Raw genomic sequence first — 2509 nt, forward strand, 5'->3', positions numbered from 1 at the left:
AGGCGTACTTGGCGACGACCTTCTCGGCCTCGCCGCGCGGCACCTCTTCGTAATGGTCGAACTGCATCGTGAAGTTGGCGCGGCCCTGAGAGAAGGACCGGAGCTGGTTCACGTAGCCGAACATGTTGGCCAGCGGCACCATCGCGTTGATGACGTTCGCATTGCCGCGCATGTCCTGGCCCTGGATCTGGCCACGGCGGGAGTTGAGATCGCCGATCACCGAGCCGGTATACTCTTCCGGCGAGACGACCTCGACCTTCATCACCGGCTCGAGGAGCACCGAGCCGCCCTTCTGGAGTGCCTCACGGAGTGCCGCGCGGGACGCGATCTCGAAGGCGAGCGCCGAGGAGTCGACGTCGTGGTAGGCGCCGTCGATCAGCTCGACCTTGATGTCGACGACCGGGAAGCCGGCGAGGATACCGGCACCGAGAACCGAGTTCAGGCCCTTCTCGACGCCCGGGATGTACTCCTTGGGCACCGCGCCGCCGATGATCTTCGAGGCGAACTCGAAACCCTTGCCGGGCTCGTTCGGCTCGACCACGAACTTCACCCGGGCGAACTGGCCGGTACCACCGGTCTGCTTCTTGTGGGTGTAGTCGATCTCGGTGCGCTTCGTGAGCTTCTCGCGGTACGCCACCTGCGGCTGGCCGATATTCGCATCGACCATGTAGGTACGACGCAGGATGTCGACCTTGATGTCGAGGTGGAGCTCGCCCATGCCGCGAAGGATGGTCTGGCCCGACTCCTGGTCCGTGGAGACCCGGAAGGACGGATCCTCGGCGGCCAGCTTGGCGAGGGCGATGCCCAGCTTCTCCTGGTCGGCCTTGGACTTCGGCTCGACGGCGATTTCGATCACCGGCTCGGGGAATTCCATCTTCTCGAGGATGACGGCCTTCTGCGGATCGCAGAGGGTGTCACCCGTGCGGGTGTCCTTAAGGCCGGCAAGGGCGACGATGTCACCCGTGAAGGCTTCCTTGACGTCCTCGCGGTTGTTGGCGTGCATGAGCAGCATGCGGCCGACGCGCTCTTTCTTGTCGCGCGAGGAGTTCAGGACGTTGGCGCCCGACTCGATCTTGCCCGAGTACACGCGGCAGAACGTGATCGTGCCCACGTGCGGATCGTCCATGATCTTGAAAGCGAGCATGGAGAAGGGATCCGAATCCGATGGGTGCCGGACGGTCTCTTCCTCGGTCTTGAAATCGATGCCCTTGATCTCGCCGCGGTCGGCGGGAGACGGCAGGTAGTCGACGACGGCGTCGAGCAGGGGCTGCACGCCCTTGTTCTTGAAGGCCGAACCACAGAGCACGGGGTGGAAGGCACGACGCTGCACGGCCGTGCGTACGAGACGGTGCATGGTCTCGGCATCGGGCTCGACGCCGTCGAGGTAGGCCGACATGGCGTCGTCGTCCATCTCCACGCAGGCCTCGACCAACTTCACGCGGTACTCGGCAGCCTGGTCGGCGAGGTCGGCCGGGATCTCGGTCTCCGAGAAATCGGCGCCGAGCTTCTCGGACGTCCAGACGATGGCCTTCATCTTGATCAGGTCGATCACACCCTTGAAGGTGTTCTCGGCGCCGATCGGAAGCTGCAGGCAGACCGGCTTCCCGGCGACGCGGTCGATGATGTCGGCCACGCACTTGAAGAAGTCGGCGCCGATCTTGTCCATCTTGTTGACGAACACGACGCGCGGCACGTCGTACTTGTCGGCTTGGCGCCAGACAGTTTCGGTCTGAGGCTCGACGCCCTGGTTGCCGTCGAGGACGCACACGGCGCCATCGAGCACGCGGAGCGAACGCTCCACCTCGATGGTGAAATCCACGTGGCCGGGGGTGTCGATGATGTTCAGGCGCTTGTCGCGCCAGAAGCAGGTGGTGGCAGCCGAGGTGATCGTGATGCCACGCTCCTGCTCCTGCGTCATCCAATCCATCGTCGCGGCGCCGTCATGGACTTCGCCGATCTTATGGGACTTGCCGGTGTAGTACAGGATCCGCTCGGTGGTCGTGGTCTTGCCGGCATCGATGTGAGCCATGATGCCGAAGTTGCGGTAGTCCTCGATCGCGTGCGTGCGGGGCATCGGATTGCTCCTGAAAGGGTCCGGGTCCGCTTACCAGCGGTAGTGCGAGAAGGCGCGGTTGGCTTCAGCCATCCGGTGGGTGTCTTCCCGCTTCTTCACGGCATTGCCGCGGTTGTTGGCGGCGTCGAGCAGCTCGGCCGAAAGTCGCTCGACCATCGTGCGGTCGTTGCGGCCACGGGCGGCTTGGATCAGCCAGCGGATCGCGAGAGCCTGGCGGCGCTCGGTGCGCACCTCGACCGGAACCTGGTAGGTCGCGCCACCGACGCGGCGGGAGCGGACTTCGATCGCCGGGGCGACGTTGTCGAGGGCGGCGCGGAACACCTCGATGGGGTTCGCACGAGCACGGTTCTCGACGATGTCGAAGGCGCCGTACACGATGCGCTCGGCGGTGGACTTCTTGCCCTCGTACATGATGGAATTCATGAACTTGGTCAG

The 2509-nt window shown here is 64.4% G+C and carries 2 protein-coding genes; both read right to left on the bottom strand.

The window, feature by feature from the left end; genetic code table 11:
• Positions 1-2074 (bottom strand): elongation factor G (fusA, locus tag K2X24_RS05385; protein ID WP_238274971.1); only part of this gene is annotated, 2074 nt, incomplete at its 3' end.
• A gap of 30 nt (positions 2075-2104) precedes the next feature.
• A partial coding sequence (gene rpsG, locus K2X24_RS05390) for a 30S ribosomal protein S7 (protein WP_292495413.1) occupies positions 2105-2509 on the bottom strand: 405 nt, incomplete at its 5' end.

This window comes from Methylobacterium sp. (assembly GCF_019750675.1).
Lineage (GTDB): Bacteria > Pseudomonadota > Alphaproteobacteria > Rhizobiales > Beijerinckiaceae > Methylobacterium.